Origin of the sequence: Amycolatopsis solani (assembly GCF_033441515.1) — a bacterium.
GTDB lineage: Bacteria > Actinomycetota > Actinomycetes > Mycobacteriales > Pseudonocardiaceae > Amycolatopsis > Amycolatopsis solani.
This window is the reverse complement of the sequence record NZ_JAWQJT010000001.1, coordinates 3,069,097-3,095,362: the sequence shown is the minus strand read 5'-3', so window position 1 is coordinate 3,095,362 and position 26,266 is coordinate 3,069,097. Positions and strand designations below refer to the sequence as shown.

The following is a 26,266-nucleotide window of genomic DNA, read 5'->3' as shown; positions in this document are numbered from 1 at the left end:
ATGACTCATTCCTGTCGTCCGACGACAGGAATGAGTCATTCACGTCATCCGGCGCCGAGGCAGACGAACGGGCGGCGGAACGGGTCCACGGCGATCGCGTCCGCCAGCGCCAGCGCCGGGCTTTCCCGCTCGGCCAGCGCCCGGTAGTAGTCGTCCATCGCGGCCGCCGAGGCCAGGTCGCCGACGCGGGACAGCGGCGCGATCACCGTGCGCGAGCCGCTGGCCAGCAGCGCGCTGGCGAAGCCGAGAGCTTCGTCGCCGGGCCGGATCCGGTTCAGCGCGAGCTCGCACGCGGCGAACACGACCTGCCGCGGCGGCTGCCGCAGCCCGGCCATCTCGTGCCCGAAGAGGGCGCCGTCCGCGAGTTCCAGGCGGGAGAAGAGCGCGTTCTCCGGCTCGTGCGCGCCGTGCGCGGCGAAGTGCGCGAGCTTCGCGCCGTCCATCGCGCGCAGCACGGACTTCACGGTGGCCTTGGCGCCGGTCATGGTCGTCGCGGTGCGGTAGTGCGTGGTCAGCTTCTCCAGCTCACCGCGCGCCCCGGCCAGCCCCGGCCCGCGCACGAGCACGATCTTCCGCGCCCGGGTCAGCTTGGTGAGCTCGGCGGCGAGCCACGCGGTCGCCGACGGCGCGACGACGGTCGGCCGCCCCCGCAACCCCGGCAGCACGCCCCACGGCACGGCGTAGAGCGGCCCGGTCGGGACGATGACCAGTTCCCGCTCACCGAACAGCTCGGCGAGGGGCTGGATGAGCTGCGCGTCGAGCTTGTCGGCTTGCTTGCGCGCGGACGCCATGACGACCTCGGCCAGCCGCTCGGGCAGGTTGTCCGGCGCGAGCGCGTCGAGGTCGACGTTGAGCACCCGCGCGGACTCCGCGGCGGCTTCCGCCGATCCGAGCCGCACGAGCCGGCACTCGCCACCGGCCACGACGACGGCGACGAGCTCGTCACCCGAAGCGGCGAAGCTGACCATGGCCCGTTCCCCGAGCCGCGCGACGACTTCCCCGAGCCCGGCCACCGGCCGCGGCCGCCCCCACCGCCCGGTGTGCCACCCGAGCCGCTGGGCTTCGCGAAGCCGTTCGTTGTACTTCGCCCGCAGCCCGGCGATCGGGTGCCCGTCGTGCTGGGCCTCCTGGATGGCCTGGCCGAGCCCCCGCACCTCGGCCACGCTCGCGGCGAGCTCGGGATCGGTACCGGCGGAAAGCGGTTCGTAGCGGTAGGTCTGCGCCCGCGTGCGTTCGAGCCACACGAAGAGCCGCCGGGCGTCACTGCGTTCGAGCACGAGCTTCACGGCGAGGTCGGCGAGCTCCTGCCCGTGCAGCGCGGTCCCGGAGACGAGATCGAGCCCACCCATCCGATCCCGCACGGCGTCGAGCTCGGTGAGCCCGGACCGGATTTCGGTGAGCGCCTTCCCCCGCCGCCCTTCCGCAACGGCGAGCTCGGCCCGGCAGAGGCGCCGCAGCATCCGGTAGTCGATGGGGGTGAGCTGCCCGGGCCGCGGCACCATCCGGAGCGTCTCGGCGGCCCGTTTGAGGTTGCCCCGCCGGATGTCGAGCCGCACGGCAAGCATCCGCGCGGTGGCGGCCTGCTCGGCCAGCCGGGGAACCGGCAGTGTTTCGGCGGTCCGGATGGCCCGGTACGGCAACGCGGCGGGGATCTCCCCGGAGCGCAGCGCCTCCCGGACATCGGCGTGCAACCCGATGATCTTCGCGTTGCCCACGCAGGTCTGGCAGCCCACTTTGAGCATCCGGCGCCGGGCGGACCCGGCCATCTGCCGGGCGAGCACGAGGTCGTCGGCCAACAGCGCCGCCTCCGCTCGGTGCAGCTCGATGTAGGCGAGCTCACGGGTGACGCTCGGCTGCGACCGCATCGAGGCCATCAGGTCGTCGAGGTGCTCGCCCGCCTCGCCGGCCAGGCCGGCGGCCAGCAGCGCCTCCGCCTGCTCCAGCCTCAGCTGGGACGGCACGTCGAGGTCGAGGGCCCGGTACGACCGCTCACTGACTTCGTACAGGCGAAGCGCCTCCGGGACATCACCGGTGCGCAGCGCCAACGTCCCGAGGAAGCGGCGCCCGTCGGCCGCGTCGGCACGCAGCTCGAACTTCTCCGCGAGTTCGATCGCGCGGTTCAGATCTTCGCGCGCCTGGCTGACGTTGCCCAGCTTCGTGTGCACCCACCCCCGGGCGGCGAGGGTCTGCACCAGCCCGACCATCCGGGGCTCGGCTTCCAGGGTGTGATCGAGCCAGTAGCGCCGGTGCTCCATCGAAGTACCGAAGTACCCGAGGCTGTCTTCGTTCCGGCCGACGCTCATCAGCCGGGCGCCGTAGTTGTGCTCCAGCGCGGCGCTCAGCTCGGCGCGCACCACCGGGTCTTCGACTCCGGCGATGAGCTGGCGGATGTCGTCGAGCCCGGCCAGCCCGGCCTTGAAATCACCGGTGATCTCCGAGGTCAGCGCGACCAGTGTGCTGGAAAGCCGGATCCGCGTGACCATCCAGTCGATGCGGTGCTCAGGTGCGACCGGATACATCCCGTCCAGCAGGCCCATCCCCTTGCGGAGCAGGCGGACACCTTCGTGGAAACGCCCGAGGCAGGAGACGTCCGAAGCGGTCTGCTGGAGTTTGCGGACCCTGTCGATGACTTCGGACGGATCCAGCTTTGTCACAGGCACTCTCCTATGACAGCACACAGGTTGCCGAAAGGAGCCCGCCTACCGGTCGAAGATCGGCAGGCGGGCGGTTACAACCGGGTGAAGCTCAGCGAGCCACCTGGTAGCACGGCGGCGCGCAGTTCGGCGTCACGACCGGACCGTCCTTCTTGTCCGCCACCACCGGGCCGTGGTCGATGTGCACCCAGCCGTGCTCGTCGGGCTCCGGGTGCGGGACCACCGGCCCGGCCTTCTCGATCGGGTCCGGCGTCTCTTCCGGCTTCGTGTCCGTGGGCGTCGACATGGTCGATCTCCTCTCCCCTGGGGATCTGCATGGGGACGCTGGCCGTAACGGTGAGTCCCCCTCGCGGGGCCCTCTCCCCGCGAACGGCCCAATAGTTCCACAACGGAGCAATGATCGGGAGGGTTTTAGCTACGGAAAGTCAGACCGAACGCTGTGAACAGGCTAGATGTTCGGAGGGGAACGTCCTAAAGAGTGAAGTCTGTAACGACGTCCACGAAGGACGTGCATCCGACCGGCTGGGGGAACGGCCACAGAGGCCTTCGGAGGCACGTGTTCCTCCGGATACGCCGGGTGATCGACTCCGGACCGGGCGGGTACGGGACGGCGCCGGCGGGTACCAGCCGATCATGAAGCTGACCTCCACCGTGCTCGGTGCGCCGGAGCCGCGCGCGCTCGCCGCGTTCTACTCGAAGCTGCTCGGCTGGCCGATCCGCACCGATGAGCCGGAGTGGGTGACCCTGCGCCCGGACGACGGGAGTGCCGGGCTGTCGTTCCAGCTCGAAACCGGGCACGTCCCGCCCACCTGGCCGCCCGCCGACGGCGCTCAGCAGATGCAGCTGCACCTCGACATCGAAGTCGACGACCTCGAGGCAGCGACCGCGGCCGCGCGCGCCGCCGGAGCCGTCGTCGCGGACTTCCAGCCGCAGGACGACGTGCGCGTCTGCTTCGACCCCGCCGGGCACCCGTTCTGCCTCTGGACGAGGTGACGCCCCGCGTTCGAGCGGTCACAGGATCCGCTATGTTCGGCTGAGGTCGGCGTCGCGGCGAACGGAGTTGAGTCCTGTGGGGGTGCACCGGATCTGGCACCACGGCCTCGTCCCCACCGAAGGAAAACGCCCCCTCGACGCCTTGCGCAGCAGGCTGATCAGCCGCCAGCGGCAGCACGACGACTACACCGTCACCGATCTCGGCTCGTCCGACGACGGCGGATCGCGCCGGTGCGATCTCGAATTCGCTTACGGCGACGGCGAAGGCCGCTACTCCGTTCAGGTGTTCCTTTCCCTTTGCTACCACGCCGGCGAGGACCGGGTGACGTGGTTGCTGGCCGCGGCGTGCACGCGGCCGTGGCGCAGCTGCCACCCCGCGCCGGCGCACCGGATCGGGCTGGAGGAGCTGGGCGCCAGCGGCCACGACGAAATCCCCATCGAAACTCCCGTGCTGGCCATGCGCGGCTGGTCCCGCGAGGAGTGCGACCACCTCGCCGATCTGCTGGGCGAGGCGCTGGTGGCCCCGTGGCGGACGTCGGCGGTGCTGGTGCTGGCCGAGCCGCCGACGGTGCCCGTCTCGGGCTGGCCGGGGCTGGTCAACGTCTTCGACGTCGACGACCGCTTCCGCCGCACGCTCAACCGGAACCTCCCGCTCGGCTGCGCGGTACCGGCGGGCGCGCGGCTCTACGCGCCGCCGTGCGACCAGCTCCCGGACTTCGTCGAGACCGCCAGCCCCGTGTCCGGCGAAGCGCTGGAAGGCGCGATCACGCAGCTCATCCAGGCACGCGGCCGGACGCCACTGCCCGACGAATGGGCCGAGGTGGCGAGCGTTCGCGCCTGGTACGCGGCCGATCCGTTCGTTTCGCCCGCCCGGCCGGACGCCGGACTGACCGAAAAGCTCGGCCACGCCGCGCGCGAGCTGGCCGAGGCCCGCCGGGTCATCACGATCCTGCGCAAGAAAGCCAAGGCGCACGCCGAAGAGCGCGATCGCCACGCCTGCGAGGTGAAGGCGTTGCGCGGCCGGCTCGAGGACGTCTCCGCGACCGACGTCGTGTGCCTGCGGAAGCAGCTCGCGCAGTTGCAGGAGGAGGTCGACGACTACGCGCGCGCGTTCGAGGAGACCGAGGCCGAGCGCGACGAACTCCGGCGTGTCAACGGGTTGCTGGCGGGCCGCCTCGCCCGCCACCACGACGCGGACGACGAAGTGGCCGCCGCCGGACGGCCGCCGGAGGAGTTCCCCAGCTTCGCCGAACTGATCGCGGCCGCGACGGCGTCGCTGAAGCACCTCGCGCTCACCGCCGACCCGGCACCGGCCGCGATCCTCGACCACCACCCGAAAGCCGCCGCCTGGCGCCGCAAGGCGTGGGACGCGCTTCGGACGTTGGACGCGTACGCGAGCGCGCGGACCTCGTTGCTCCACGCGGGCCAGGACCCGGGCCCCGGGCTGTCGGACGTGCTCGCGTTCGCCCGCACCGGCCAGCCGGGTTCGCTGATCAGCGCCAACATCATCGCGCTGGCCGAGTCGGACACGGTGACCACGAACGAGCGGCTGCGCCAGGCCAGGACGTTCCGCGTCGACCCCCGCACCAGTCCCTGCGGCCGCGACTACTTCGGCGCCCACATCGCCTTGGAGCGCTTCAAAGCGCCGGCCCCGCGGCTGCACTTCCTCGACGACACCGACCGGACGGGCACGGTGTACGTCGGCTACCTGGGCGCCCACCTGCCGACGTCCAAGACCAACTGAGCGAGAATGCCGGGCATGGAAGAAAAGCACCTGGCCTACTGCTGGATCGCCCGCGGCGAGCGGGTGCTGTTCCTCCGCCGCGCCGCCGGCGTGTTCCGCGCGGGCCAGTGGGAACTGCCGGGCGGCACGGTCGAGCCGGGCGAACCCGACGAGACGACGGCGGTCCGGGAGGCGGCCGAGGAAACCGGGCTGGCGGTTCGCGTCACGGCCGAACTGGCGCGCGACGAGTGGCCGGACATCGCGGGGCGGGACCTCCGGATCCACGCCGTGGTCCACGGGGTCGAGGAGATCGGGACGCGCGAGGTCGTGCTCAACCCGGCGGAGCACGACGATTTCGCCTGGCTGACCCGGGCGCAGGCCCGGGAGCTGCCGCTGCCGGACCACTTCCGGCGGCTGCTGGACCGCTAGACTCGGCCGGCCGGGGCGAAGAAGTCATCGAGAGGAACTGAAGTCAGTGGCACGTCTACACGTCGGCTGTGCGATGTGGACCCACAAGGCCTGGCCCGGCCGGTTCCTGCCGCCGTCGCTGCCGGCCAAGGAGCGCCTGCGCGCCTACGCCGGCTGGTGCAACGCGGTCGAAGGCAACACGACCTTCTACGCGACTCCCGCCCGCGACACTGTCGAAACCTGGGCCCGGCAAACCGATCCGGCCTTCCGGTTCGTCGTCAAGCTGCCCAAGGTCGTCACGCACGAGCGCCGGTTCGCCGGCGTCGAGACCGAAATGCGCGCGTTCCTGAACGCGATGGAACCCCTGGGCGACCGAGCGGTCCTGTGGACCCAGCTCCCCGGCTCGTTCGGCCCGGCGGACGTCGACGCCCTCACCCGCTTCCTGCGCCGCCTCCCCGCCGGCCGCCGCCGCGCGGTGGAGGTGCGCCACCCCGACTTCTTCACCGACGAACGCTCGACGTCCCTGCTGGAGGGAGCACTGGCCGCCGCGGACGCCGAGTGGGTGCCCTTCGACACCACGGTTTTCTTCCGCAGCCCGCCGACCAGCGAGGGCGAACAGGAGGCCTGGGCCAAGAAACCCCGCCTCCCCCGCCGGACGAAGGCACTGACCGGCCACCCCGTCGTCCGCTACCTGGGCCGCGACGCGGAAGCGGAAACGGTCGAGGGCTGGCAACCCTGGCTCACGACGGTGGCCGGCTGGCTGCGCGAGGGCCGCACCCCGACGGTGTTCGTCCACACCCCCGACAACCACGACGCCCCGGCCCTCGCCCGCCGCTTCCACGACGAGGTGCGCGCGCTGGTGCCGGAATTGGAGGCCCTGCCGGAGCCGGAGCCGATCGAGCCCGCCACGTTGTTCTGAAACGGTGTCCGATGTGGCCGGGGTCAGAGGTTCGCGCGGGTCCACTCGACGTCCTCGCCCACGGCTACTTCCCAGCGCTCGTAAGCCCGTTCCCCTTCGCCCCGCCGGGTGTAGGTGCACAAGGTGACCCGGGTGGGTCCGTCCCCGGTGAGAACGGGTGGCTCGGGGTCGGGACCGGTGACGAGGAAACGCGGCGCGGGTTGCGGTTCCACGTACGACGCGACCAGGAACGCCGTCTCCAGCGGGCCGGTTCCGACCCGCCGGTGGAAAGCTTTCAGCTGTGCCGGATCGTTGAGGTGGAAGGCCCGGCCGTCGGGCAGGACCGCGAACCCGTCCTCCGGATCGCCGACGTCGGTCATCGCCGACTCCGCGACGAACAACCGGTAGCCGGGGCTGGTCTCCGTCGTGCCGATCTCCCGGAGGGGCTCCACCCGCCAGTCGGCCCGGCCGGTGACCACGATCGAGGCCACCTCGCCGGGCATGACCTCGATGACCTCGTCACCGTCGGGCAGCAAGAAGTCGGTGACGAGACGCCGGGCGATCGTGGCGTTCACAGTTCCTTCAGCTTCTTGAGAATCCACGCGGCCGACTCCTCGAGGTTCTTGAAGTAGGGGCTCCCGCCGGCGCGGGGCTTGTACGCATCCTCCACGTACTTCCTGATCGCCGCGAAGTCGGCGTTGACCAGCCAGCGGTAGTTCTCGGGGATGCGGTGCAGGGGCAGGTCCAGGCTTTGCAGGAACAGCTTCTGCAGGTAGAAGGCCTGGAACTCGATGTCGATCTTCCGCATGGTGCCCAGGCCGACGCGGGCGTGCTGCAGCTGGTGGGTGAGTTCGTGGGCGAGCGTCGCCGCGATCGAGGCGGCCGTCCGGTTGCCGCGCACGATGATCGTGTTGGTCACCGGGTCGTACAGGCCGGCGATGCCTTCACGCTCCAGCCGTTCGAGCAGAGCCGTGACACGCGCCTCGACGTCGTAGCCGGCCGGTGCGTGACGCCGCAGGAGGGCGGTCAGCGCCGCCTTCTTCTGTTCCAGCGTCCCCGCGTACAACGCGATCCTCTCCTCGGCCATGGCCCGGTCCGCGGCCCGGAGGAAGGAATTGGCCAGGTCGGCGTCGATGTTGACCCTCGTGCCCCGGAGGAACACCCGCCGGACCTCTTCGAGACTGGTCGCGACGTTCCGGACGACCTCCTGGCCGCCGCGTGCCGCGGCCGCCTCGGCGGTGCCCTGGCCCCCGCGGCCGACGCCGTAGGACATCCGCAGGTAGGCCAGGAACTTCTGGAAGATCCACTCGACACCCGCGACGATGCGTTTCAGCGCCGCGTTGTCGGCGGCGAATTCCCGCACCGTCCGCAGGATCCGGCTGATCCGCGGCAGCAACGACCCCAACGCCGACAGCAGCTCAGTGATCCGCGTAGCGGCCTTCGTGAACAACGCCGCGACGCGCTGGATGATCGGTTTGGCCGCGTAGCCGCCGGCGGTGAGCACGATCAACGTGACTTCGAAGACGACGACACCGGTGACGTAGCCGATGGACTCGCCGAGTTTGCGGTCGGGCTGGCGCAGGAACTTGACGACGCTGTCGAAAACCTGGGCTCCGGCCGCGCGGGCGGCGCGGGCGACCTGGTCCATGACGCCGCGGACCAGCTGGATGATGCGCCGCACGTCGATCGGGCCCGCGAAGAACGTCCGGACGGCCGGCCAGATGTCCTTCGCGATCGTTTCCCAGGTCGCCCGGATGGCGACGACGAGTTCCCGCAGTGCCGGCGGCAGGCCGTGGACGACGGTCTTCGCCAGCCACGCGATCGCGTTGCCGATGAGCTTCGCGATGTCCCACAGCAGGATGAACGGGCCGCTGATGCCGTCCCAGACGCCCTTCAGGATCCCCAGCCCGTAGCCGACCGTGAAGTCCCAGCTGCCTTCGGTGGCGATCTTGGCGAAGCGGTTCGCCAGCTGCTCCAGGTTGGCCAGGCTTTCGTTCTCCAGGGCCCGGTCGACGAACCCGATCAGCGCTTCCCTGATGACCGCGCCGAGCGGCCCGAGCAGGGTGACGGGCATCAGCCTGAGCGCGCCCTTGACGATGGTGAGCAGGAACCGCAGGATCGGCCGCCGCATGCACGACGGCAGGGCGCGCCACGCCGCGCCCTCGATGAGCCCGACGATGCCGAAGGGGTTGGCCACGACGGAAATGACCTTCTTCAGCACGGTCAGCAGCAAGGTGCCGAGCCGGCGCAGGTGGGTGAGGCCGGTGGCGACGAGGTCGCTCAGCGGGAGCACGTTCCGGTTGACCCAGTCGAGCAGCCCGGCGGCTTGCTGCCCCAGCCAGTCCACGAGTTCCCGCAGCGGCCCGAGGATCGGCGCGGAGAGGGCGCCGGCCAGCTTGCGGAGGTCCTGCCACGCCGTGGTGAGCACGCCACCCAGCCAGTTCGCCCCGTCCTTGAGCTTCCCGGCGACGGTGCCGACGCCCTCGATCAGCGGCGGCAGGATGTCGTTGACCAGCGCCTTGCGCATCCGGACCAGAGACTCGGGTTCGCTCAGGTTCTCCCACAGCCACCGCGCGCCCTTGAGCACGCCGTAGGCCGCCGCGCCCGCCGCGAGGAACGGTCCGGCGGGCGAGAGCAGCAGGAGCACGCCACCGGCGATCTTCAACGGCGTGGCGATCGGGCCCAGCTTGGCCTTGAGCCAGTTCCACGCGTCCTGCGCGCGGGCCTGGACCCACTGGATGATCCCGTTGCGGCCGTCGGGCCCGTCGCCGATGCCGATGACGTCCTTGAGCCAGCCCCACGCGGCCGCGGCGGTGTCGCGGATGGGCTGGGTCTTGTCCCACAGCCACTGCGCGACCTGCTGGATCCGCGCCCAAGCCGCCGAGCCCGCCCGGCCGAGCAGGTCGGCCACCGGCGCGCCGAGCCGGTCCCACAGCCCGCCGAGGAACTTCCCCGCGCCGCTCGCCAGGTCCTTGAGCTTCCCCAGCACCCCGGTCTCGGCCGTGTCGATCCCGTCGACGACGTGGGTGACGCGGTCGGCCGCGCCGGACAGCACCACGCAGCTGGTGCTGACGATCTTCGCCACGCCGGTCCGCATCCAGCCGACCAGCCCGGCGAAGAAGAGCTTCAGCGCGCCGACGGCGCTGTCGAGGGCCCGGACCGGCGCGGTCAGCACGGCGAAGAGCGACTGCATGGCGCCGGCGAGCTGGTCCCGCAGCCAGTTCCCGACGCCCTGGCGCAGGATCGGGACCAGCTCGGGGGCGACCCGTTCCAGCAACGACCACCCCTGGTCGGTGAGGAACCGGCCGGCCGCCCGGAACTTGCGCCCGAACCACGCGCCGACGCCGGATCCTCCGCCGGCGTTCGCCGCCGCGGGCGGGGACCCGGTGAGCGAGGTGGCGACCGCGGAGTTCCCGGCGGTCTCGGGGGCTTCGCCGAGCAGGGCCGCGGCGGAAGTGCCGGTGGTGCCCAGGATCCGGCTGGTGGCCGCGTTGCCGACGCCGCTCTGCATCCCGGTGCGCGCGGGCGCCGGAGCGGCCCGCGCGACGGTGGGCGCGGGCCGCCGGGCCGGGGCGGGCCGGGCGGGCGCCGTCAGCTTCGCGGTCGCGGCCATCGCCGGCAGCCCATGAGCGACATCCCTCCTGTCAAAGGGACCGTGCCGGCCCAGACTGGCACCCGGCGCGTGGTCGAGCCGTCACCGAAGCGTCACCGGGTCCTGCTCGGTGGCCACGGCGGAGGCGGACAGGAGTGTCGCGGCGGCGAGGCCGCCCCACAGGACGGCCGGGCCGCGGGCGGCGAGCGCGGTGAGGACCGCCGGGGAGACGGCGAGGCCGAAGCCCGTCGAGAGCTGGAAGCGGGCGAGCGCGCGGCCCAGGACGTGGGGCGGCGCGAGGGCGGTGACGAGCGCCGTGGCGCTGCCCGCGTAGACGACTTCGCCGAGCGTGCAGACCACGGAGACCGCGGCGACGGCCGGGGCGCCCCAGCCGTCGCCGAGCGAGGTGGCCGCGAGGAAGCCGAGGTAGGACGCGGTCAGCACCACCCCGCCGAGTGCCAGCGCGGTCCGCCGGGGGAAGCGGGACAGCAGCACAGTGACCGGCACCTGCAGCGTGACCACCAGCACCGTGTTGGCCACGAACACGGCCGCCGGCCAGACCGGGGACGCGTGCAGCTGCGTCACCAGCACCAGCGGGACCGCGATCTCGGGGACGTTGAGGCAGAAGACGTAGACCACGTTGGCGGCCAGGAGCTTGCGCAGCCGGGGTGCGGGCCCGCGGTCGCCGTCCCCGGTGGGGATGGCGGGAGCCGCGCGGAGCCGCACCGACCACGCCAACGCCGCCGCGAGGAGGTAGGCGAGCCCGGTGCCGGCCGCCATCGCCCGCAACGCGGTGGTGCCGCCCGCCAGGCACGCGGTGGCGAGCAGCCCGCCGACACCCAGTGCGGCGTTGCGCAGTGCGCGGCCGCCCGCGAGCGCGGCGTCGCGGTCCCGGCCGCGGGCGACCGTCGCCACCACGGCCGCGTGGGCGGCCGGCCAGGCCTGGTTGCCGATGCCGAGGAAGAGCGCCGCCACCGCGAACAGCCCGGCGTGCCCGGCCGGCGCAGCGAGCAGCACGCCCACGCCCACCACCCGCACCAGCATCGACGCCGCCACGACCGTGCTGCGCGCGCCCCGGTCCAGCCACCGGCCGGCAGCGGGCAGGCACACCAGGCCCACGACGATGCCCGCCGTCATGGCGATGCCGGTGACCGGCGCGGACAGCCGCAGCACCGTCACCCCGTAGAGCAGCAGGAACGGCCGCAGCAAGCCGGTGCCGAGGGCGTCCACGGCCAGCGCGACGGCGTACCGGGGGCCGCCGGAAGCCCGGACGAGGGCGCGGGGCCGGATCTTGGTCGTCATGGCGCCCACCGTGCGTCCGCTCGCCGGTCCCGCCACGCCGATTGACGAACACCGTCAACCGGTGCGGTCATCGGCCGTCCGTCCGGCGAGAATGCGGGGATGACGGTGCGGATCGACCTCGGTGGCCCGCCGGCCGGGCGGCTGCGGTTCGCCGTCTCGCCGCTGGCCGAGCTGACCGCGATGCTGCACGTGCTGGCCGAACCCGGGCACCACCCGCGGCTCGCCGGCTGGGCCACGGACGTCTGGGGCGGGCTGCGGCCGGAACTGGCCGAACGGCTCCGGGAGGCGGAGTTCCTCTGGCGGTCCTCCCGCGCCGACTTCCTCGTCCCCGCCCGGCCCCGGCCGGCCCTCGCCGAGGAGCTCGACGACGTCGACCGGATCGACGACGAAACCTACGTGAGCGCCGCGCTCGTCACGACGTGCGGCAACAACCGGGTGCACTTCGGCGCGCCGTCACCGCTCGCCGACGCGACGGCGCGCGAGCGGGCCCTGGACCTCGCCCAGGCCCGCGGCGCGCTCCAGGAGGCCTTCGCGGAACGGCTGCTCGCGGACCCCGGCGCCGTGCGGGCCCGGGTCCGGCACACCCTCGAACAGTGCGCGGAAGCTTTCTTCGACGCCGCCTGGACGAACGTCGCCGGCCAGCTCGCCACCGACGTCCGCCTGAAGCACGAACTGCTGACACGCCAAGGCATCGCGGCGGCACTCGCGTCCGTCTCCAGCGCCGTCACGCTGGCGCCGGACGGCGACGGCATCGTCGTGGACAAGCTGCAAGACAACGCGACCGCCGGTGCCGGTGTCGTCCTGATCCCCAGTGTGTTCGGCCGCCCGCACCTGGTGGCGGTCCACGCGCCGGGGTGGCAGCCGGTGCTGCAGTACCCCGTCGCGGAGCCGGGGCCGCCGGAACCGGTGTCCCTGGAGACGATCACGCGCCGCCTGGAGGCCCTCGCCCACCCGGTCCGGCTGCGCCTGCTGCGCACACTGGCCCGCGGTCCGCACACCACCGGCGAATTGGCGCTGGCGTGGGAACTTTCACCCCCGGAGGTGTCCCGCCACCTCGCCGTCCTGCGCCGCGCGGGCCTGCTCACGACCCGGCGGCAAGGGCGTTACGTCAGCTACTCCGTGAACCTGCCCGAGCTGACGGCGCTGGGGACCGACGTGCTGGCGGCCGTCCTGCGGTGAGGCGGGGTTCAGGCCTGCCCGTCGCCGAACACCGCGGTGATGAGCGCGCCCAACGCCGTGGGGAACACCCCGGCCGGGTCGCTGTCCCCGGTGGTCAGCGTCGCGGTCAAGGTCTTGCTACCGTCGGGCGTGCTGATCATCAGCGCGCCGTAGCCGCCCGGGGCACTGCCGTTGTGGTGGACGATCGTGCCGGCGCCGAGGTCCTGCACCCAGAGTCCCAGTCCGAGCCCGAACTTGCCGTGCGGCGTGCGCATTTCGGCCAGCAGCTCGGCGGGCAGGAGCCGGCCGCCCAGCAGTGCGGAGATGAACGTGCCGAGGTCCTTGGCCGTCGAGACGAGGTGGCCGGCCCCGGCCAGCAGCGAAGGGTTCTGGCGGCTGACGTCGACGACCTTCCACTCGCCGTCGTCCTCGTAGCGGTAGTAGCCGTGGGCGTGCGGCCCGGGCAGCTCCGCCGAGGTGGCCGACGCGACGGTGTCCGCCAGGCCCAGCGGCCCCAGGATCCGCCGCTGCGCCTGCTCGGCGTAGGAAAGGCCGGTGACCTTCTCGATCAGCAGCATGGCCACCGTGTAGTTGGTGTTGGCGTAGCTCTGGTCGGTCCCCGGTTCGAAACGCGCCGGCTGGGACAGCGCGTACCGCACGAGCTCCTCGGGGCGGTAGGTGCGGAACCGGTTGTCCACCCACGCTTTGCCGTGCGACGGGAGCCCCATCTCGAACGTCCCGTCGGTGCCGAGTTCGCCGGTGTAGTTGTAGAGCCCGCTGGTGTGCTGGAGCAGCATCCGCACCGTGATCCGCTCGTCCAGCCCGAGCTCGGGCAGGTGCCCGGCCACCGGCTCGTCCAGCCCGATCCGGCCGTCGGCCACCAGCTGCAGCACCAGGGTCGCGGTGAAGGCCTTGGTGACGCTGCCCACCCAGGCCTGCCCGTCGGCCGGCGGCTCGGCGGTCCCGCCCAGCTCGCTGACGCCGGCGCGGCCGGCCCAGTCGCCGTGCTAGTCGTGCACCCGAACCTCCGCGCCGGCGAACCCGGCTTCGACGAAGGCCTGGACGGCCGCCTGCAGCTCGGGCCGGTCCGGCCCGGCGGTGGCGATGGGGGCGAGGGTGTCGAACTTCTGCATCGTGCTCTCCGGAGAGTCAGGCGTCCCCGCTGGTGGTGACGCATCTTGTGGCTGCTGGATCCAAGATCGCCGCCCGCCCTGACACCGGACGGCCACTGCGCTGACACGGCCCCTGACACCGGTGATGAGTTGTCCCGCCCGCCGCCGTCTCACTTTCGACGGCACACCACAACCGGGAGGATGACACGATGCTGAAGGAACTGGCCGAGGTCGACGAGCCCGCGTTCACCGGGCTCGCCCAGCGGCACCGGCGGGAGCTGCACGTGCACTGCTACCGGATGCTCGGGTCCTTCGAGGACGCCGAGGACACCGTGCAGGAAACCTTCCTCCGGGCCTGGCGGCGGCGTGAGACCTTCGAGGGGCGGTCGACCTTCCGGGCCTGGCTCTACCGGATCGCCACCAACGCCTGCCTGGACCTGCTGGCCAAGTGCCGCCCGGAGCCCGCGGCCGGGGGTGAGGTGCCGTGGTTGCAGCCCTACCCGGACCGGCTGCTCGACGAGCTGCCCGCGGGGGACGCCGACGAGCCGGAGCGGGTCGCCGTCGCGCGGGAGACCGTCGAGCTGGCCTACCTGGTCGCCGTGCAGCACCTCGCGCCGCGGCCGCGGGCCGTGCTGATCCTGCGGGACGTGCTCGGCTGGCCCGCGAAGGACGTCGGGGAGCTGCTCGGGGACTCGGTCAACTCCGTGAACAGCGCGCTGCAGCGGGCCCGCGCCGGCCTGCGGGCGCACCTTCCCGCCGAGCGCCAGGACTGGACCGGCGGCGGCGAGGACGCCGGCACGCGCGAACTGGTGCGCCGCTACACCGACGCCAGCGTCGCCACCGACATCGACGGGCTCGCCACCCTGCTGCGGGACGACGTCCGGTGCTCGATGCCACCCACGCCAGGCCTGCACATCGGCCGCGACGCGGTCGTGAACGACTGGCGCGAGAGCGGCTTCGAAAGCATGACGGGCCTGCGTGCGGTCCCCACGTCGGTGAACTGGCAGCCCGCCGTCGCCTTCTACCTGTGGCAGGAGCAAGAGGATGCCTACCTGCCGCTGACGATCGACGTCCTGCGCGTCGCGGGCGGGGCGATCGCCGAGATCACGACGTTCCACGCCGACCGGTTCCCCCGGCTCGGCCTGCCGGACCGCCTCCCGGCGGCCTAACGAGCCGTCAGGTACCGCAGCAGCACGCTCGCGCCGTCGGTCAGCACCGAGGCCAGCTCGAGTGCGGCCGGGTCGACCACGCCACCGAGGGCGGCCCGGCTCGACGTGCCCGCCACCAGGAACGGCGCCACCGTCAACCGGAACTCGTCGACCACGCCCGCCTCGATCAGCGAACCGAACAGCCGCGGGCCGCCCTCGCAGTCGATGCGGCCCAGGCCCTCCGCGACCAACGTCGAAACCGCGCCGGCGGCCGAGTCCACCACGAACACCCGCGCGCCGTTCGACGCCCAAGCGGCGCGCAACGAATCGGGAGCCGCCGCGGAGGTGAACACCAGTGTCGGGACCAGGGCCCGGGTGATCACCGGGGCGTCGGGCGGCAGCGAACGGCCCGAAGTCACCACCGCGACCGGCGCGATCGGGGCCAGCCCGAAGCGACGCCGTCGCTCCGCCGTGCGCGCGTCCGGGCGCAGGCCCTCGAAGCCCTCCGCCATCGCCGTTCCCGCGCCGACCAGGACGACGTCCGCGAGGTCGTTGCCGAGGCGGTAGACGATCCGGTCGGCCGGGGTCGACAGGCCGCCCGACACGCCGTCGACGGTGATCGCGCCGTCCGCGCTGGACACGAAGTTCACCGCCAGCCAGCGGGGGTCGGCCGGGTAGCGGTACAGCTGCTCGAGGTCCTCGTCGGCCAAGTCGCGTTCGGCCGGCCAGACCTGCCGGATCACTCCCACCGGACCGCCTTCGCCGGCGGGCGGGTGCCCGCGATGCTCGCCGCCATCTCGGCCACGTACCGCGTCGAACGCGGGTGCGCCGTGCGGATGATCGCCGCGCCGGCCGACGCCGTCAGCGCCGCCAGCGCCAGGCCCGCGGGGGTCCCGTCGCCGGCCACCTCGGCGAGCACGGGCACCTCCGAGGGCAGCGAAGGCGCCGCCCGCACCACCCCCACGTCCAGGACGGCTCCCTCGGCGGGCACTCCGCGCGCCACCGCGCCGGACACCGACGGCCCGGCGTATCCGGCGCCGAAGCGGGCTGCGACGTCGACGAGGTCGGCGCGCGCGAGGATCAGGTCCGCGCCCGCTTCGCAACACGCCGAAGCGACGGAAACGTCCGCGGTGTCGACCGCCAGGACCAGGCCGGGAAAAGTCTCGCGGGCCCACGCGAGCAGGGGTTCGACGCCGGTTCCGGCGAAACCCACCAGGTCGGCACCGTCCGCGACGGCACTCGACACCGCCGCCCTCGCCGCGTCGGGCTCCGGGAGCACCTGCACCACGGCCAGCACCAGCGCGTGGTCACTGCTCAACCGGCGGCCCCGGAAAACGAGGTCGGGGGTTTTCATCGCGCTCTCCCTGCTGGACATCCGTGCTTCGCGATCATAAGCGAGCACGGCGGGGAGCACTTTCGCCGTCAGGTGGCGGGGCATCGTCGCCGGGCCACCCGACTCGCGGCGGATTCCTCAGGAGGCGAGCGCCTCGTTGATCGCCCTCAGTTCCTGCGCCGTCCGCGTGGCGGTGAACTCGATGACGTCGTACCGGGCGAGGCGCTGGACCACGAACGGGTCGCTGGCGAGCACGGCGTCGAGCTTGCCCCGCAGCATCGGGCGGGTCAGTATCACGTGGTCGGCCGCGCCGTTACCCTTTCCGCAAACCAGGAAGAGTCCTTTCGTGAATTGTTTGCGCACCCAGTCCGAATGGTCCGGGAGCGCGTAGTCGACTTCTGTTTCGGGCGCCGTGTAGGTCAACAGTGCGATGTACATGATTCGATGGTAGAACTCTTCCGGTCACCGCGCACCCGAAGTTCCGGTCAAGGAAACGGAAATTCCTTTACCAACACTTTTTCGACATTCCCGCCGATTGCCGTACGCCCGTTGTCGTACGACGCGGTGTCGCCGCCGAGCCGACGCGGTGGCCGCGCCACCGCGCGACACTCGGGACCATGAACGCACAGACGAGGATCCGGCCGGCCGAGCGCGTCGCCTACGCCGTCGGCGCGGCGCTGTTCCTCAGCGGCCTCGCGCACGCGGTCGTGCTGCTCGCCACCGGCGGCTCGTGGCTGGGGCCGCTGTCGCTGCGCAAGGCCGTCACGTTCGGCCTGTCGTTCGGGCTGACGCTGGCGTCGGTGGCCTGGGCGACGTCGTTCCTCACCGTCCGCGCCCGCTGGCGCACCGCACTGCTCGGCGCGTTCACCGTCGCGAGCGTCGTCGAAGTGCTGCTGGTCAGCGTGCAGGCGTGGCGTGGGGTGCCGTCGCACTTCAACTTCGAGACGCCGGTCGACACCGCCGTGTCGATGACGCTCGCCGCGGGCGGCGGGGTGCTCGTCCTGACCGTCATCGGCTTCACCGCGGCCGCGCTGGTCGAGCCGGGCCCGGCCGCGCCCAGCCTGCGCCTGGCCATCCGGGCCGGTCTCGTCGTGCTGCTCGTCGCGCTGGCCACCGGCGCGGTGATGATCGGCCGCGGAGTCGTGGCGGCGCGCGGCGGCGACCCGCAGCTGGCCTACACGACGGCGGGTTCCCTCAAGCCGTTGCACGCGGTCGCGATGCACGCCATCCTCGTGCTGCCCGCGCTGGCCTGGCTGCTGCGGTTCAGCCGCTGGCCCGAGGCGCACCGGCTGCTCGTGGTCGAGGTCGCCGTCGCCGCCGACGCCGTGCTGACCGCCGTCATCGGCGTCGAGTCCTTCACCGGCACCGACCCGCTCGCCGCGCCGCTGCCGGTGCTGGCCCTCTCCGCGCTGGCCGCGCTCGCGCTGGCCGGCACCGGCGGCTACGCGCTGAGCGGCGTTGAACCGGGTTCCCGATTCGTACGTGTTCGCGATGGGAAGGCAAGGGGCCGGTAAAGCGGCGGACGGAGAACACGCGTGCGGCACGGCATGACCACCAGGGGCCTCTTCCAGCAGAGCGCGGCCCACAGTCCGTCGTTCTTCTCCGTGGCCAGGGCGATGGGACAGCTCGCCGACGACCTCGCGGACTTCTGCATCCCCTGCAACCCGTACTTCCCCACCGACGAGATGTTCGGCGAGCTGGAGCGCAACCTCCGCACCATCCTCAAGTTCTACCCGAGCGACTCCGGCGCGATCACCGCACAGCTGGCGAGTGTGCTGCGGCTCAACCCGTCGACTATTTCGCTCGCCAACGGCTCGACCGAGCTGATCACCTGGATCGACCAGCTGCTGGTCGGATCCAGTGTGGCGGTGCCGATCCCGACGTTCGGCCGCTGGACCGACCAGCCGCTGGAGACCGGCAAGCGCGTCGACATGTTCGTGCTCAAGGAAGCGAACAACTTCGAGCTCCGGGTGGACGAGTACATCGACTTCATCAAGCGCCGCGGCTCCCGGGTCGCGGTGCTGTGCAACCCGAACAACCCCGACGGCGGCTACCTGTCCCGCCGCGAAGTCATCCGGTTCATGGACGCCCTCGAGGACCTCGACCTGGTGGTGATCGACGAATCGTTCATCGACTTCGTCGAGGTGGAGATGAACGCGTCGGTGGCCGCCGAAGCCGTCGTCCGTCCCAACGTGATCGTGCTGAAGAGCCTCGGCAAGAACTTCGGGCTGCACGGCATCCGTTTCGGTTACCAGGTGTCGAACCCGGCGCTGACGCGCAAGCTGTCGGCCGCGCTGCCGAAGTGGAACCTGAACTCGCTCGCCGAAACCGTGATCTTCATGCTCGCCGAGCACCGCGCGGAATACGAGGAAAGCCTCAAGAAGCTCGCGCTCGACCGGTTCATGATGAATTCGCAGCTGAACCAGTTCCAGGAACTGACGGTCTACCCGTCGCAGGCGAACTTCCTGCTCGTCAAGCTGCCCGGCTCGGTCGACGGCGCCGAGCTGTGCGACTACCTGCTCGCCGAGCACCACCTGCTGGTGCGCCAGTGCGGCAACAAGATCGGCATGACCAGCCAGTTCATGCGCTTCGGGGTGCGGCCGGACACCGAAGTCGAGCGGCTGGTCGAAGGGCTGCGCGGGGTCGAGCGGCTCGGCGGCGGGCGGCACTCGACGCCGACGATCGAGCTCGTCTCGCACTCCCGCGAACCGGAACGGTCGATCAGCTGAGCACGTGGGCGATGGCCGACTTCCAGGCGAACACCCGGCCGTTCGCCGAACTCGACCGCGCCGGCCGCACGCGGCGCCTGCGCCGGCTCGCCGAAGCGGCGTTGACCGCTTACGACGTGCCGGTGGCCCGGCTGACCCCGCTGGCGCACGGGCTCAACACGGCGTTCCGCGTCGACGGCGCGGACGGCCACCGGTACGTCCTGCGGGTGCAGCGCCCGGACGGGCCGGGGCCCGCGCGGGTGCGGTCCGAAATGGCGTGGCTCGCCGCGCTGCGCCGCGAAACCGACCTCGTCGTCCCGCTGCCGGTGCCCACGCGCGAGCGGGACCTGGTCACCGTGGTCGCCGACCCGGCGGTGCCGGAACCCCGCACGTGCGTGCTCTGCCACTGGGTCGAGGGCCGGTTCGTCGACGAGCGGCTCAGCGCGCCGCAGCTGTACGCGGTCGGCGAGTTCACCGCGCGGCTGCACCTGCACGGCGCCCGGATGAACGGCCTCGACCGCGGCCGGGTCGACGACCTCACCGACTTCGGCCGCACGCAGGTGGACGGCTTCTCGGCCGCGGTCGTCGAGCGGGCGGTCGCCCAGTCGGGCGACGAGCGGATCCGGGACGCGGTCGAGCGCGCCCGCGCGGTGCGGGCCGAGCTGGGCTTCGGCGCCGACGCGTTCGGCCTGGTGCACGGCGACCTGCGCCAGGTGAACTACCTGTTCCACCGCGGCCGCGTGCGCGCGATCGACTTCGACGACTGCGGGTTCGGGCACTACGCCTACGACCTCGCGGTGACCCTCGGCGAGCTCCGCCACCTGCCGCAGCGGGAAGAGCTGCGGGAGGCCCTGCTGGACGGCTACCGCTCGGTGCGCCCGGCCGCCGCCACAACCGACCCCTTGGTCCTGGCCGCGTTCGCCGCCCTCCGCCGCGTCCAGCTCCACCTCCGCTGACCCCCAAAGCGCAACTTTCCCTACGAAAGCTCCACCCCCGCCCCTTCCAAAGCCGCACTTTCACGTGAAAGTGCGGCCTTGGGGGCGGCACTTTCATAGGGAAAGTTGCGCGTTACAGCGTGGCGTTACAATTGCTACATGGCTGGACGATCGAGCAACGCCACCAGTACCCGCGACCGATTGCTGCTGGCCGCCGGTCAGCTCCTGCACGAGGCCGGCGACGGGCCGGTGTCGACGCGGGCGATCTGCGAGCGCGCCGGCGTCCAGGCTCCCACGCTGTACCACCACTTCGGCAGCAAGCAGGGCCTGCTCGACGCGGTCGTGAACTACGGCTTCACGCAGTACGTCCAGGCGCCGGACGCCGGCGGCGACCCGGTGGACCGGATCCGCGCGGGCTGGGACCGGCACGTCGAGTACGGCCTGGCCCACCCCGCGTTCTACGTGCTGCTCTACGGCCAGATCGAGCCGGGCGTGCCGTGCAACCTGACGTCCAGCGCGGAAGCGATGCTGCTGGACCTGTTCACGCCGCTGGCCCGCGAAGGCCGGCTGCGCGTCGAGGCGACGGAGGCCGCGAGGCAGTTCGCGGCGGCCAACAGCGGAGTCACGCTCAGCCTCATCGCCCAGCCGGAGGACAGCCGCGACCTGGCGATGTCGGCGCAGGTCAGGGAGTCCGTGCTGGCCGGGCTGCTGGCCGAGGAGCCGGCCGGCGGCACGTCCGTCGGCGCCCTGGCGGTCGCTTTGTCGACCGCACTGGCCGACGACGTCGACGCGCTCACGACGACCGAGCGTCAGATGCTGCGGGAGTGGCTGCACCGGATCGCGGGCTGACACCCGGCGTTACATTTGCTACATTCACGTCTATGACAAGTGTAGTGAAGCGGTTCGGCCTGTTCCTCGCCCCGCACCGCGACGACGCGGCCCGCAAGGAGCAGGCGATCGCGGCGGACGAGCTCGGCTACGGCGCAGTCTGGCTGGGTACCGGCCGGAACTCGGTCGGCGACCTCGCCCTCGTCGAAGACCTGCTCGCGTCGACCGAGCGGATCACCGTGGCGACGGCGATCGTCAACGTGTGGGTCGACGAGCCGGAGACCCTCGCGGAGTCCTACCACCGGCTCGCCGGCCGCTACGGAAAGCGCTTGCTGCTGGGCATCGGCGTCGGGCACCCCGAGGCGGTCACCGGATACCGCAGCCCCTACGAGAAGCTCGTCGACTACCTCGACCGGCTCGACGCGGCCGGCGTCCCGGCGGACGCCCGGATCCTCGCCGCACTCGGCGACCGCGTGCTGAAGCTGGCCGCCGAACGCACCGCGGGCGCGCACCCGTACCTCGTACCGGTGGCGCACACGCGCCACGCCCGCTCGGTCCTCGGCGCGGGCAAGCTGCTCGCCCCCGAGCACAAGGTGGTCGTCGACGAAGACCCGGTGGCCGCGCGCGCCATCGGCCGCCCGTACGTCCAAAACCCTTACCTGGGGCTGCAGAACTACGTGAACAACCTGCGGCGCCACGGCTACACCGAGGCCGACGTCGCGGGAGGTGGCAGCGACCGCCTCATCGACGACCTGGTCCTGCACGGCTCAGCGGAAACCGTGGCGAAGGGACTTCGGTCCCATGTGGACGCCGGCGCCGACCACGTGGCCGTGCAGGTGCTCGGCCCGTCCCCCGAGGTCGAAGCGCGGCACCAGCGGCAACTGGCCGAAGTGCTGCTCTGATCAACCGGGCTCATTCCCGTTGTCGAGCCGGTGCAGCTCCACCACCGGCAGCACGCGGGTCGTCCGCGCTTGGTATTCCGCGAACCCCGGTTCCCGCGCGACGACTTCGGCGAACAACGCGTCGCGGTCCGGCGGGAAGCCGGCCGCCGCCTCGAAGGTCTCCGCGCCGGTTTCCACGGTGACCAAAGGGTTGTGGCGGATGTTGTGGCACCAGTCGGGATCCTTCGGCGACCCCAGCGCGGAAGCGATGACGACCAGGCGGCCGTCGATCGTCAAGTCCCCCAGGGGAACCCGGTGTGGCCGGCCCGTGCGGGCGCCGGTGGTGGTGAGGTGGATCAAGGTGCTCCTTCGGCGAGGAAAGTGATCGCCGGAGGCCGTGAAGCGACACGGGACGGGCGCGCGGAGGGCACACTCCTGCCAGGCAAGGCAGAACGTGTCGACTTCAGGGGGGCTGTAGTAGCCACTACCTCCGTGCGTAGGCCCATCCGGGGCGCATCCGCACAGTAGCACGGAATCAGCGCGCGGCGTCGGCGGCTTTCTGCGCCTCGTTGGCGGCGGAGTCCGCCTGTTCGTACTTTTCCTTGGCTTCCTCGAACTCCGCCGTCGCGCGCTCGGCGCGTTCCTCGGCTTCGGCGAGGCGGGTGCGCAGGTCCTCGACCCGCGCGCTCGCCTGCTCGGCCGCCCGCTGAGTCCGGACGAGGTCGCGCTCGACGACCGCGCGCTCCTTCGCCAGTTCCGCGGCCTCCTTGCGCAGGCGGTCGCGTTCGGCGCGGGCCCGCGCCCGTTCCTCTTCCTCACGGCGGTGATCGCGCTTGGGCTTCGCCGGTTCGGCCTGGTCGACCAGCTTCTTCGAGCGCTGCCCGGTGGCGGGCGGGACGGTGGCGGCGAGGGTGAACCACTGGTCGGTGTCCTGGTGCGCCACCGACGTCAGCCGCCCGGCGACGGCGAGCGCGGCCGTGTCCGGATCGGCCGCGACGGCTTCCAGCGTGGCCTCGACCTCGCGGGACACGGTGTCGCTCATCGACGGCAGCTCGCGCATGATCCGCCGGACGAGCTCGCCTCGCTGCCGGGTCAGCGCGCGCAGGTCGTCGCCGGCGAGGCGGGTGTGCGCGTCGCGCAGTTCGTCGCCCAGCTCGGCCAGCTCCCGCAACTGGCTGTCGTCTTCCCGCGCCAGCCGGTTGACGATCGCCGCGGCCGTCGTCGGCTTCCGCAGCTCACGGATCTGCTTCGCGAGCTCGGCATTCCCTTCGGCCTTCGCCGCCTTCGCCGCCGCGTTGCGCGCGCTGACGAACTCCGCGAGGTCACCCCCGTAGAGCTCGCCGGCCACCGTGTCCAGGTCCATCGTGCTCCAGCGAACCACATCGGACTGGTGCGAGCACCTGCGACGAGTCATCATCGGGGGCATGTTCTTCGATCTGGGTGTCCGGGACTTCCTCGACCGCGCGGAAACGGTGTACCCGGACCGCGTCGCGGTGGTCGACGAGCCGGACCAGCCCGCGCCGAGCTGGGGTTCGCTGACCTACCGCGAAGTGGCTCGCCGGGCCCGCGCGCAAGCCGCCCACCTCGACGCGCTGGGCGTGCCGGCCGGCGGGCGCGTCGCGATGGTGTCCCACAACGCCGCGCGGCTGCTGGTGTCGTTCTTCGGCGTGTCCGGCTGGGGCCGGATCCTGGTGCCGGTGAACTTCCGGCTGGCACCGGCCGAGGTCAAGTACATCGTGGAGCACTCCGGCGCCGAGGTGCTGATCGTCGACCCGGAGCTGGAACACCTGCTCGACACGGTCACGGCGAAGCACGTGTTCGTCCTCGGCCGCGACGACGACGCCATCTGGGGCGGCGACGCCACGCCCGAGCCCTGGGACGGCGACGAGTCCGCCACCGCGACCGTCAACTACACCTCCGGCACGACCGCGCGTCCCAAGGGCGTCCAGCTCACCCACCGCAACATCTGGCTGAACGCGGTGGTGTTCGGCCTGCACACGACGTTGAGCGACAACGACGTCCTGCTGCACACGCTGCCGATGTTCCACTGCAACGGCTGGGGCATGCCGTACGCGGTGACCGGCCTCGGCGGGCGGCACATCGTGCTGCGCAAGGTCGACGGCACCGAAATCCTGCGGCGGATCGAAGAGCACGGCGTGACGATCCTGTGCGCCGCCCCCGCGGTGGTCACGGCGGCCCTGGACGGCGCCGCGACCTGGGACGGCGAGATCCCGGGCCGCGACCGCGTCCGGATCGTCGTGGCCGGCGCACCCCCGCCGACGCGCACGATCGAGCGAGTGCGCGCCGAGCTGGGCTGGGAGTTCATCCAGATCTACGGCCTCACGGAGACGGCCCCGCTGCTGACCGTCAACCGGATGCGCAGCGAATGGGCCGGCCTCGACCCGCACGAACAGGCCCGCCTGCTGGGCCGCGCGGGCACGCCGGCGCTGGGCGTCCGGATCGAGGTCGACACCGACGGCGAGGTGCTCGCGCGGTCGAACCACAACCTGGACGGCTACTGGGAGAACCCGGCCGAAACCGAGCGCGTCCAGGAAGGCAACTGGTTCCACACGGGCGACGGCGGGACCTTCGAAGAGGGCTACCTGACGATCGCGGACCGCAAGAAGGACGTGATCATCTCGGGCGGCGAGAACGTGTCGTCGATCGAGGTGGAGGACGCGCTGAACTCCCACCCGGCGGTCCGTGAGGCCGCCGTGATCGGCATCCCGGACCAGAAGTGGGGCGAGCTGGTGACGGCACTGGTCGTCACGGACGGCTCCCCGGTTTCCGCCGAGGACCTGATCAAGCACTGCCGCGAGTACCTGGCGGGGTACAAGTGCCCGAAGCGGGTGGAGTTCCTCGCCGAGCTGCCCCGGACGGCGACCGGGAAGATCCAGAAGTTCAAGCTGCGGGAGCCGTTCTGGCAAGGCCAGTCCCGTCAGGTGAACTAGCGGACCAGCCGGAAGAACGTCCGCACCTCCTCGGCGAACAGCTCCGGCTGCTCGTACGCCGCGAAGTGGCCGCCGCGGTCGAGCTCGTGCCAGTGCCGGATGTCGGTGTACCGCTTGGCGGCCCATCGCCGTGAAGGGCGGGGCATCTCTTTCGGGAAGATCGAGCACCCCGCCGGCACGTCGACCGTGTCGGACGTGGCCTCCGAGAACCACGCCTGCACCTTCCGGATGCTTTCCCAGTACAGCCGCGCCGACGACGCCGCCGTGCCGGTGAGCCAGTACAGCGTCACGTCGTCCAGCAGCTCGTCGCGCGTGAACGGGAAGCCATCGGACCAGGCGTGGAACTTCTCCACCAGCCAGCCGCACAGTCCCGCCGGCGAATCGAGCAGGCTGTAGCCGATCGTCTGGGGGCGCGTCGACTGCAGCACCGAATACCCGTCCTCCCAGCGCTGCGCGTGCGCCAGCGCGTCGAGCGCCGCCCGCTCGGCGGTGGTCAGGTCGTCGAACGTCGCCGGGTCCGGCGCCGCGATCGGCGGGTTCAGGTGGATGCCCGCCAGGTGCTCGGCGTCCTGCTGGGCCAGCGACGTCGTGATCGACGTCCCCCAGTCGCCGCCTTGGGCGCCGTACCGCGCGTAGCCGAGCCGCGCCATCAGCGTGGCCCACGCCGAAGCGATCCGTTCGATGCCCCACCCCGGCGACGCGGGCTTGTCGCTGAAGCCGTAGCCCGGCAGCGACGGGATCACCAGGTGGAACTCCTCCGCCAGCGGCTCGATCACCTTCCCGAACTCGAGGAACGACCCGGGCCAGCCGTGCGTCAGCAGCAGCGGCAGCGCGTCTTCCCGAGCCGAACGCACGTGCAGGAAGTGGATGCCCAAGCCGTCGATTTCCGTGCGGTACTGCGGAAACCGCGCGAACCGCGCCTCCACGCGCCGCCAGTCGTACGACTCGGCCCAGTATTCGCACAACGGCCGCAGATACGCCAGCGGCGTGCCCTGGCTCCAGTCGTCCGGCCCCGCCTCGGGCCAGCGCGTCCGGCGCAGCCGCGCCCGCAGGTCCTCGAGGTCGGCCTCGGGTACCTCGATCCGGAACGGCGCGATCACGCGGGCACGTACGTCAACTGGACGACACCGTTGGAGAACGTGGCCGATTTCGCCAGCACCAACGGGAACGACGTGCCTTCGTCCGGGAACAGCCGGCGCCCCCGGCCCACGACGATCGGGTACAGCAGCAGGTTCAGCTCGTCGACCAGTCCCTCCGCCAGCAGCCAGCGCACCGCCGTGGCGCTGCCGCTGGTGATGATGTCGCCGCCGGGCCCGGCTTTCAGCGCCCGTACCGCCTCGGCGGGATCGCCGGTCAGCAGCGTCGAGTTGTTCCAGGTGACCTCGGTCAGCGTCGACGACAGCACGTACTTGCGCACGCTGTTCATGAACTCGGCGCCTTCGTCGTCCTCGGCGGTCCGCCCGGGCCACGCCTCGGCGAACCCTTCGTAGGTGACGCGCCCGAGCAGCATTGCGTCGGCCGCGGCCATCCCGCTGCCGACCGCTTGGCCTATTTCGTCACTCCAATACCGCAGCGACCACTTGTCGGGCGCTTCGACGACGCCGTCGAGCGAGATGAACAGGCTGGCGACGATCTTGCGCAT

At 71.8% G+C, this 26,266-nt stretch carries 24 protein-coding genes and 2 pseudogenes; 12 read left to right on the top strand and 14 right to left on the bottom strand.

All coding sequences use genetic code 11. The features are described from left to right. Positions 1–44: 44 nt before the first annotated feature. Positions 45–2,654, bottom strand: a complete 2,610-nt coding sequence (locus SD460_RS15265) for a CHAT domain-containing protein (RefSeq protein WP_290061292.1) — start codon at positions 2,652–2,654, stop codon at positions 45–47. A gap of 91 nt (positions 2,655–2,745) precedes the next feature. Further along, a complete protein-coding gene (locus SD460_RS15260; protein WP_290061293.1) occupies positions 2,746–2,940 on the bottom strand; it encodes a hypothetical protein in 195 nt (64 codons plus the stop codon). A 347-nt stretch (positions 2,941–3,287) separates the two neighbouring features. On the opposite strand from SD460_RS15260, the gene SD460_RS15255 reads away from it, so the two are divergent. From SD460_RS15255 to SD460_RS15240, 4 genes are all read left to right on the top strand, one after another. Further along, positions 3,288–3,647, top strand: coding sequence for a VOC family protein (locus SD460_RS15255; protein ID WP_290061294.1), 360 nt, complete (start codon positions 3,288–3,290; stop codon positions 3,645–3,647). 76 nt (positions 3,648–3,723) lie between these two features. After that, on the top strand, positions 3,724–5,391 hold the full coding sequence (locus tag SD460_RS15250; protein WP_290061296.1) for a GAS domain-containing protein: 1,668 nt from the start codon (positions 3,724–3,726) through the stop codon (positions 5,389–5,391). A gap of 15 nt (positions 5,392–5,406) precedes the next feature. Next, positions 5,407–5,799, top strand: a complete 393-nt coding sequence (locus SD460_RS15245; RefSeq protein WP_290061297.1) for an NUDIX hydrolase — start codon at positions 5,407–5,409, stop codon at positions 5,797–5,799. Between the two features lie 46 nt (positions 5,800–5,845). After that, complete coding sequence (locus SD460_RS15240; protein WP_498371782.1) at positions 5,846–6,697, top strand: DUF72 domain-containing protein; 852 nt, start codon at positions 5,846–5,848, stop codon at positions 6,695–6,697. 23 nt (positions 6,698–6,720) lie between these two features. Here the strand turns inward: SD460_RS15240 and SD460_RS15235 are convergent, their stop codons facing one another. The 3 genes from SD460_RS15235 to SD460_RS15225 all read right to left on the bottom strand — a co-directional run bounded on the left by SD460_RS15235 (position 6,721) and on the right by SD460_RS15225 (position 11,570). After that, a complete protein-coding gene (locus SD460_RS15235) occupies positions 6,721–7,251 on the bottom strand; it encodes a hypothetical protein (protein ID WP_290061301.1) in 531 nt (176 codons plus the stop codon). Next, the gene (locus SD460_RS15230; protein WP_318306272.1) at positions 7,248–10,289 is read right to left on the bottom strand and encodes a hypothetical protein; all 3,042 of its coding nucleotides are present in this window, start codon (positions 10,287–10,289) and stop codon (positions 7,248–7,250) included. The genes SD460_RS15235 and SD460_RS15230 overlap by 4 nt, the downstream gene beginning before the upstream one ends. Before the next feature lie 81 nt (positions 10,290–10,370). Then, on the bottom strand, positions 10,371–11,570 hold the full coding sequence (locus SD460_RS15225) for an MFS transporter (protein ID WP_318306271.1): 1,200 nt from the start codon (positions 11,568–11,570) through the stop codon (positions 10,371–10,373). Between the two features lie 99 nt (positions 11,571–11,669). On the opposite strand from SD460_RS15225, the gene SD460_RS15220 reads away from it, so the two are divergent. Continuing rightward, positions 11,670–12,749 carry a DUF5937 family protein gene (locus tag SD460_RS15220; RefSeq protein WP_290059083.1) on the top strand — a complete coding sequence of 360 codons (1,080 nt, stop codon included), beginning with the start codon at positions 11,670–11,672 and terminating at the stop codon, positions 12,747–12,749. A gap of 8 nt (positions 12,750–12,757) precedes the next feature. On the opposite strand, the pseudogene SD460_RS15215 reads toward SD460_RS15220, so the two are convergent. Both SD460_RS15215 and SD460_RS15210 read right to left on the bottom strand, forming a co-directional pair. Beyond that, positions 12,758–13,702: pseudogene (locus SD460_RS15215) on the bottom strand (serine hydrolase domain-containing protein); the annotation flags it as partial. 33 nt (positions 13,703–13,735) lie between these two features. Then, positions 13,736–13,861: a hypothetical protein gene (locus tag SD460_RS15210; RefSeq protein ID WP_318306269.1), complete on the bottom strand. Its 126-nt coding sequence runs from the start codon at positions 13,859–13,861 to the stop codon at positions 13,736–13,738. 185 nt (positions 13,862–14,046) lie between these two features. Here SD460_RS15210 and SD460_RS15205 point away from each other — a divergent pair. Then, positions 14,047–15,009, top strand: a pseudogene (locus SD460_RS15205) (RNA polymerase subunit sigma-70); the annotation flags it as partial. Here SD460_RS15205 and SD460_RS15200 read toward each other — a convergent pair. From SD460_RS15200 to SD460_RS15190, 3 genes are all read right to left on the bottom strand, one after another. Further along, on the bottom strand, positions 15,006–15,731 hold the full coding sequence (locus SD460_RS15200; protein WP_318306564.1) for a dihydrofolate reductase family protein: 726 nt from the start codon (positions 15,729–15,731) through the stop codon (positions 15,006–15,008). The pseudogene SD460_RS15205 and the gene SD460_RS15200 overlap by 4 nt on opposite strands. Further along, entirely contained in the window at positions 15,728–16,342 is a 615-nt protein-coding gene (locus tag SD460_RS15195; protein WP_290059085.1) for a dihydropteroate synthase, read from the bottom strand. Before SD460_RS15195 ends, SD460_RS15200 begins: the two co-directional genes overlap by 4 nt. Positions 16,343–16,459: 117 nt before the next feature. After that, positions 16,460–16,759 carry a YciI family protein gene (locus tag SD460_RS15190; protein WP_290059086.1) on the bottom strand — a complete coding sequence of 100 codons (300 nt, stop codon included), beginning with the start codon at positions 16,757–16,759 and terminating at the stop codon, positions 16,460–16,462. Positions 16,760–16,938: 179 nt separating this feature from the next. On the opposite strand from SD460_RS15190, the gene SD460_RS15185 reads away from it, so the two are divergent. The 5 genes from SD460_RS15185 (at position 16,939) to SD460_RS15165 (ending at position 21,694) form a co-directional block, all read left to right on the top strand. After that, entirely contained in the window at positions 16,939–17,835 is an 897-nt protein-coding gene (locus SD460_RS15185) for a hypothetical protein (protein ID WP_318306268.1), read from the top strand. Between the two features lie 33 nt (positions 17,836–17,868). Continuing rightward, positions 17,869–19,050, top strand: a complete 1,182-nt coding sequence (locus tag SD460_RS15180; protein ID WP_290059088.1) for a pyridoxal phosphate-dependent aminotransferase — start codon at positions 17,869–17,871, stop codon at positions 19,048–19,050. An 11-nt stretch (positions 19,051–19,061) separates the two neighbouring features. Next, on the top strand, positions 19,062–19,985 hold the full coding sequence (locus tag SD460_RS15175; RefSeq protein WP_290059090.1) for a phosphotransferase enzyme family protein: 924 nt from the start codon (positions 19,062–19,064) through the stop codon (positions 19,983–19,985). 138 nt (positions 19,986–20,123) lie between these two features. Then, the gene (locus SD460_RS15170) at positions 20,124–20,813 is read left to right on the top strand and encodes a TetR/AcrR family transcriptional regulator (protein WP_290059092.1); all 690 of its coding nucleotides are present in this window, start codon (positions 20,124–20,126) and stop codon (positions 20,811–20,813) included. Between the two features lie 32 nt (positions 20,814–20,845). Then, on the top strand, positions 20,846–21,694 hold the full coding sequence (locus SD460_RS15165; protein ID WP_290059093.1) for an LLM class F420-dependent oxidoreductase: 849 nt from the start codon (positions 20,846–20,848) through the stop codon (positions 21,692–21,694). On the opposite strand, the gene SD460_RS15160 is transcribed toward SD460_RS15165, so the two are convergent. Both SD460_RS15160 and SD460_RS15155 read right to left on the bottom strand, forming a co-directional pair. Then, positions 21,695–22,204: a nitroreductase/quinone reductase family protein gene (locus SD460_RS15160; protein WP_318306267.1), complete on the bottom strand. Its 510-nt coding sequence runs from the start codon at positions 22,202–22,204 to the stop codon at positions 21,695–21,697. A 4-nt stretch (positions 22,205–22,208) separates the two neighbouring features. Beyond that, on the bottom strand, positions 22,209–23,036 hold the full coding sequence (locus tag SD460_RS15155) for a hypothetical protein (RefSeq protein ID WP_290059094.1): 828 nt from the start codon (positions 23,034–23,036) through the stop codon (positions 22,209–22,211). 61 nt (positions 23,037–23,097) lie between these two features. Between SD460_RS15155 and SD460_RS15150 the strand changes: the two genes are divergently transcribed. Further along, positions 23,098–24,624 carry an AMP-binding protein gene (locus SD460_RS15150; protein ID WP_290059095.1) on the top strand — a complete coding sequence of 509 codons (1,527 nt, stop codon included), beginning with the start codon at positions 23,098–23,100 and terminating at the stop codon, positions 24,622–24,624. Here the strand turns inward: SD460_RS15150 and SD460_RS15145 are convergent. Beyond that, positions 24,621–25,724, bottom strand: a complete 1,104-nt coding sequence (locus tag SD460_RS15145) for an epoxide hydrolase family protein (RefSeq protein ID WP_290059096.1) — start codon at positions 25,722–25,724, stop codon at positions 24,621–24,623. The genes SD460_RS15150 and SD460_RS15145 overlap by 4 nt on opposite strands. Beyond that, positions 25,721–26,266, bottom strand: a complete 546-nt coding sequence (locus SD460_RS15140) for a dihydrofolate reductase family protein (protein WP_290059097.1) — start codon at positions 26,264–26,266, stop codon at positions 25,721–25,723. The genes SD460_RS15145 and SD460_RS15140 overlap by 4 nt, the downstream gene beginning before the upstream one ends.